The following is a 5,688-nucleotide window of genomic DNA, read 5'->3' as shown; positions in this document are numbered from 1 at the left end:
GAGCAGGTGCTGCGCGACAAATCCATTCCCGCCTGGGTCGACTATTGGGGCGGCGACGTCAGTCACGACTGGCCATGGTGGCACAAGCAACTGGTCTATTTCTTCGGCCGCTGGCTGGATGACGATCTGATGCACAGGCTGGATTGATGACCACCCCCGACCCGATCCGCCGCTTTGTCGAAGCCACCAACGCCGGCGATAGCGAGGCCTTTCTCGGTACATTCACTGACGACGCTTTCCTGAGCGACTGGGGTCGCGATTTCCATGGCCGCGACGGGGTCGCGCGGTGGAACCGATCAGACAATATCGGCGTGCAGTCCAATCTTCGCATCGTCCGCATCGCGCAGCGTGACGGCGCCTACCATGCTCGTGTCGCCGTGACGGGCAATGGCTTCAACGGCGAGGGCGACATGGCCTTCACGCTGGACGGCGACCGGATCGCAAGCCTGGTCATCAGCTGAAACCGGACAGCAGGCTGGGTCTTTCCGCAAGTCGACACAAAATTTGACTTTAATGATCATGTTTTAGTGGCAAAGCCGCCGACGCTGTGGCATGCCGGTGCCCATGACGACATCGAAAGGCCCGGCGATGAAGCTCTTGAGCGCCCAAACTCGTATCCAAAACGATGACATTCGCGCGGTGATGGACAGGCTGCGCGCCGAGCATAGCGACCATGAGATCGACACCGGCGATGCCGGCCGATGGGAATTCCGTATGCATTACGGCTCGTTGAACGCATCGTTCGACGATCACGGCGTGCTGGTCCGTATCGCGGCGGAGGACGAGACCTGCCTCTCCTATATGAAGATGATCTTTGCCGGCCATATCGCCGCGCATCTCAGCACGACCGAAGGATTGCGCTGGCATGGCGACGGCACGGACGCTGGAACGCCGGTGTTCTTCCGCGAAATAACGGTGCTGTCCTCGACGAAATTGTCGCCGCATATGCAGCGCCTGCGCTTCTCCGGCCGCGACCTCGGCCGCTTCGCTCATGGCGGATTTCATGTCCGCCTTCTGCTGCCGCCGGCCGGGCGGCAGGCGGTCTGGCCGACCATGGGCGCCGACGGCCTTATCGTCTGGCCGTCGGGCGAGGATGCGCTGACCATCCGGGTCTATACGATCCGCGCGCTGGATGTGGCCGAGGGCTGGCTCGACATCGACTTCGTGCTGCATCCGGGCACCGAGACGCCGGCAGCGACTTTCGCGCAGAATGCGCGGGTCGGCGACATCATCGGCATGATCGGTCCCGGCGGTGGCGGTTTGCCCGAGGCGTCCAACCTGCTTCTTCTGGGCGACGATACCGCGCTTCCGGCGATCGGCCGGATGCTGGAAGAGCTGGCGCCGTCCGCCCGCGCCGAGGCCTTCATCGAGGTCGATGGTCCGCGAGACCGAGTGACGTTGGCGGCAGGCGAGAACATCGCCGTCCGTTGGCTCTACCGGCATGGCCGCGAAGCAGGCCGCGCCGGCCTGCTTCCGGAGGCATTGCGCGAATGCGCCCGGCTGCCATGCCCTGACGATCTCTATGTCTGGGCGGGATGCGAGTTCGCCGACTTCCGCGAGATCCGCCGGATAGCACGCAAGGAATGGGGCTTGCCGCGCGACCGGCATCTGGTCACCGCCTATTGGCGCCGCGGCGCGCAAGGCGAGGACGGAGCCGGCGAGGAATAGCGCCGTCTCGTCTCAGTCGCGGTCGCTGACCATGGCGATCGCCGGCGCTGCCAGCAGCGCGACCACGCCCGCTCCGGCAAACAGCGCACCATAGCCGAGATGCTGCGCCGCATAGCCGGCCAGGATGCCGCCCGCCATGCTGACCAATGCGTCCATGCACTGGAAAAGCGTGAAATCGACGCCCGCTTGCCTCGGGTCCGACCAGCGCATGAACTGCGCATAAAGCGCGACGAAGCCGAGCGCCATGATGCCGGAGGAACTCAGCATTGCGACAGCTGCCAGCGGGCCTGCCGGGAAAACGCCCGAAAGCGCGAAGGCGGCGAGGACGAACAGCGATCCAGCCTGCAAGACGAGCGCGAGCACAAGCACGCTGCGCGTGCCCAACCACCGGACGAGCGCGCCGCCGGCAAGGGCGGCCGCGACGCCGAGGATCATGCTGCCGGCGCCGTTGACCAGGCCGATGGTGGAAAGGCTGAGCCCGGCATCGACGAGAAACGGGCCGAGCATCGCTAGCGCCGCCTTCTGCGCCAGAACGTAGATCGCCGACGCCACCAGGCCGCGTTGTATCTGCGGACGCCGCAACGCCATGCCGAGCGAGGGCACGTGGTCGCGAACTTCCTCGTGCGACCGGCCAGCGACGCCGAGCAGGAAGGGCAGGCCGAGCAGCACCAGCAGCGAGGCCATGGCCGACACCGCCGGACGCCAGCCCTGGACGTCGACAAGGAAGAGGAACAGGCCGCCGCCGATCGCCGAGCCGAGATAGGCGCCGCCGACCTGGGCCGCATTACCCCAGCCGAGATTCTTGCCGGCAAGGTTCTGCACCGCAAAACCGTCGCAGGCGATGTCGACGGTCGCAGCTGCAAAGGCAACCACCGTCAGGCAGGCGACCACGGGCCAGAAAGCGGCCGGGCCGAGTTGTGCGACAGCCAGCAGTCCGGCGATGGAGACCAGGCCACCGATGAGGACAATCGCGCCGGTTCGGTCTCGTCCCGACAGCGGAAGCCGGTAGCGCTCCACTGCCGGCGACCACATGAATTTCAGCGCCCACGGCAGGGCGATCAGGGTAAGCAGGCCGATACGGTCGAGCGGCAGGCCCTGGTCGCGCATCACGGCCGGGAGACCCGTCCAGGTGATGCCACCGATCACGCTCTGGGCCACATAGAGGCCGCCGATCGCCGCAACGATGGCGGCCGGCGACGAGGCGGCCGGGTTCGAGGCGGAGACTGACATCAGAAACGATAGCGCAGGCTGCCGAACAGCGAGCGGCCCTCGTCGCGGTAGCAATAGCCGGCCGAGCAGATCGTCTGCTGGTTGTCGAACAGGTTCTTGGCGTTGATCTGCAGCTTCACGCCTTCGAGCTTCGGATTGCGGTAGCCGAAATCGTAGGACAGCGAGGCATCGACGAAGGCGCGCGCGTCGTTCTTGAAAGTGTTGGTGTCGTCGCCGTAGCTGGCGCCGGCGAAGCGCACACCGGCGCCGAGTCCGAGCCCATCCAGCGTGCCGTTCTCGAATTGATAATGGCCCCAGAGCGACAGGATGTGATTCGGCGTCGCCGACAGTTCCTTGCCGTCGGTACCTTCGGCGCCGCGTTCGATCTTCACGCGCAGATAGGTGTAGGAGGCGATGATGCTGAAGCCATTGTCAAGCGAGGCATTGGCCTCCAGCTCGACGCCGCGCGAGTTTAGGTCGAGCTGGCGCTGCTTGTTGATGCCGGTCGAGGCGTCGAAGACGACGCCGTCCTTCTGGTCGATGTCGAACAGCGCGGCGCTGACGGTCGCGTTGCGGTCGGGGATCTCGTATTTGACGCCGATCTCCTTCTGCGTGGCGATGGTGGGGCGGGCGACGCGGCCGACGGAACTCGTAATGTCGTCATAGACGAAGCCGATGTTGGGCGAGAATGAGGTCGAATAGTTGACGTAGGGAACGATGCCCCATTCGGTCCGGTAGGACAGGCCGACGCGGCCGGAGAAGGCGCTGTCCTTCTGCTTCGACTGGCTGAAATCCGCCGCGGTGGAGGTGGTGTCGATCCAGTCGTAGCGGCCGCTGGTGAACAGGGTGAAATCGTTCCACTCCATTTGGTCGTGCAGGTAGACGCCGAGCTGGTTCATCTCCTGCCCGCCGGAATGCGGGACGGGGGCGGCCTTGATGTCCTCGACCGAGACGTAGGAGAGCCCGCTGCCGGCGTCATAGTCCGACCAGGCGTAGTCGATGCCGGCAATCGCGGTGTGCTTGACCGGACCGGTGTCGAATTCAAGCTGGGCCATGTTGTCGACGACGAAGTTCTTCATCGCTTCCGTGTAATGGCCCCAGTAGCGCTCAAGCGGCTGGTCGGCGCCGACCGAATAGTGGCCGCTATATTCGATGTCTGAATCGACGGCGTTGTAGCGCAGGTTCTGGCGCACAGTCAGCCAGTCGTTGAAGCGGTGCTCGAACTCATAGCCGATGCGCCCCTGGTCCTGGGTGAAATCGTTCCAGGCCGGATCGCCTTCATAGATATTCGACAGCGCGCCATAGGCGGAGTTGTAGAAAGCCGCGGTGCCGCCGGTGACGGACTTCGAATATTCGCCGAGGATGGTGAGCCTGGTGTCCTCGTCCGGCTTGAAGGTGACGGCCGGCGCCAGATAGAGCTTGTCGTCGGGATAATCGGGCAGCCCGGTCTCGCTCAGGCGGCCGAGGCTGGTGAAGCGGTAGAGGATGCTGCCGTCGTCATTGACCGGCCCGGAAGCATCGAGCGCGGCCTGGAAGCGGTTGTGTTCGCCGGCCAGCAGCTCGATTTCATGGAATGGCTCGTCCTTGGGCCGTTTGGTGACGACGTTGACGATGCCGCCCGGACCGCTGACGCCGTAAAGCGAGGAGGCCGGTCCCTTCAGGATGGTGACGCCCTCGATGCCGTAAGGTTCTGTCTTGAACCAGGCGGAAGGGCCGTTGTACTGGCGCAGCCCGTCGCGGAACATGCCGTTGTAGAAGGCCTGGAAACCGCGCAGGAAGAAGGCGTCATAGCGCGTGTCGAAACCGAAGCTGTTCGGATTGGCGCTGGCCGTATAGCCCAGCGCGTCGTTCAGCGTACGCGGCTTCTGGTCCTCGATCTGCTTTTGCGTCACGACCGAGACCGCCTGCGGGATTCTGGCGATCGGCGTGTCGGTCTTGGTGCCGATGCGGTCCTTCTTGGCGACATAGCCGTCCTGCTTCAGGATCTCGTTGCTCTCGGCGGTCACCTCGATCCTGTCGAGAACGGTGGCGTCGCCGCCGTCCTGGGCAAGTGCCGGCCAGACATGGCCGAGGATGGCGCTGCCCGCCAGCAATGATAATCCCCGGCGCCACGTCCTCGACCGCTTCGGCATTTCTGTCTCCAATACTCATATTTGATCACGCCTCCGCGCTCTCAAATATGAGTTTGTGAGTCAAGTATTTTTTGACGCCTCCTCGAACTTGATGGCGTCACGCCACGTCAGCCTTCCTGGCAGGCCGGGAGAGGAGCGATGTCTTGCTCCGGCGCCGATCCGCGACGCAGGCCGAGGAAGACGACGATGGCGGTAAGCATGGTGATCGTCGCCAGCACGATGAGCAGCCGGTCGAAGGCCGTCTCGTAAGCTTGGACCAGGGCGCTGGCGTCGGCCAAGTGCAGACGTTGCACCGGTTCGCTGATATTGCCGGTTGCCAGCAACTGCGCCGCTGCGACCGCTTCGGCAGGCGAGGCCAGTCCTTGAGCGCCGAGCTGCGTGGCCGTGAAACCCGACAAGACTGCCATCACGATCGCCAGGGCCACGCCCTCGCTGGCGACGCGGGTGGTGTTGAAGATGCCGACCGCCATGCCGGCGCGCTCCTTCGGCACGACGCTGACCGCCAGTCCGTCCATGAGCCCCCAGGGCAGGGCGATGCCGATGCCGATCAGGACCAGTGGGGCCACCAGCGCGCCGTCCGCCGCGGGCACGCGGCTGAGCCAGACAAGGCCGGCCGCGGCGACGAGGAGGCCAACGCCGCAGATCGTGGCGGGCGCGATCCAGCGCGCCGCCTGGCCGG

The 5,688-nt window shown here is 64.9% G+C and carries 4 protein-coding genes and 1 pseudogene; 2 read left to right on the top strand and 3 right to left on the bottom strand.

Annotation, left to right across the window (positions count from 1 at the left end):
- Window positions 1-146 precede the first annotated feature (146 nt).
- Window positions 147-461 (top strand): nuclear transport factor 2 family protein, encoded by a 315-nt coding sequence (locus EOA27_RS19240; protein WP_126081597.1) that lies wholly within the window; start codon window positions 147-149, stop codon window positions 459-461.
- 103 nt (window positions 462-564) lie between these two features.
- Window positions 565-1,668 carry a siderophore-interacting protein gene (locus EOA27_RS19235; RefSeq protein ID WP_245466968.1) on the top strand — a complete coding sequence of 368 codons (1,104 nt, stop codon included), beginning with the start codon at window positions 565-567 and terminating at the stop codon, window positions 1,666-1,668.
- A gap of 12 nt (window positions 1,669-1,680) precedes the next feature.
- Here EOA27_RS19235 and EOA27_RS19230 read toward each other — a convergent pair whose 3' ends face one another.
- The 3 genes and pseudogenes from EOA27_RS19230 to EOA27_RS19220 form a co-directional block, all read right to left on the bottom strand.
- Entirely contained in the window at window positions 1,681-2,898 is a 1,218-nt protein-coding gene (locus EOA27_RS19230; RefSeq protein WP_126081598.1) for an MFS transporter, read from the bottom strand.
- Window positions 2,898-5,009: a TonB-dependent siderophore receptor gene (locus tag EOA27_RS19225; protein ID WP_210211609.1), complete on the bottom strand. Its 2,112-nt coding sequence runs from the start codon at window positions 5,007-5,009 to the stop codon at window positions 2,898-2,900. Before EOA27_RS19225 ends, EOA27_RS19230 begins: the two co-directional genes overlap by 1 nt.
- 107 nt (window positions 5,010-5,116) lie before the next feature.
- Window positions 5,117-5,688 (bottom strand): annotated as a pseudogene (locus EOA27_RS19220) (MFS transporter); the annotation flags it as partial.

Origin of the sequence: Mesorhizobium sp. M2A.F.Ca.ET.037.01.1.1, assembly GCF_003998075.1 — a bacterium.
In the GTDB taxonomy this organism is placed as follows: Bacteria; Pseudomonadota; Alphaproteobacteria; order Rhizobiales; family Rhizobiaceae; genus Mesorhizobium.
The sequence above is the reverse complement of the archived record's forward strand: the minus strand, read 5'-3'. Positions and strand labels throughout refer to the sequence as shown.

Coding starts and splice junctions, on each gene's coding strand:
- EOA27_RS19240 (WP_126081597.1), top strand. CDS start 147: ATGACCACCCCCGACCCGATCCGCCGCTTTGTCGAAGCCACCAACGCC.
- EOA27_RS19235 (WP_245466968.1), top strand. CDS start 565: ATGACGACATCGAAAGGCCCGGCGATGAAGCTCTTGAGCGCCCAAACT.
- EOA27_RS19230 (WP_126081598.1), bottom strand. CDS start 2,898: ATGTCAGTCTCCGCCTCGAACCCGGCCGCCTCGTCGCCGGCCGCCATC.
- EOA27_RS19225 (WP_210211609.1), bottom strand. CDS start 5,009: ATGCCGAAGCGGTCGAGGACGTGGCGCCGGGGATTATCATTGCTGGCG.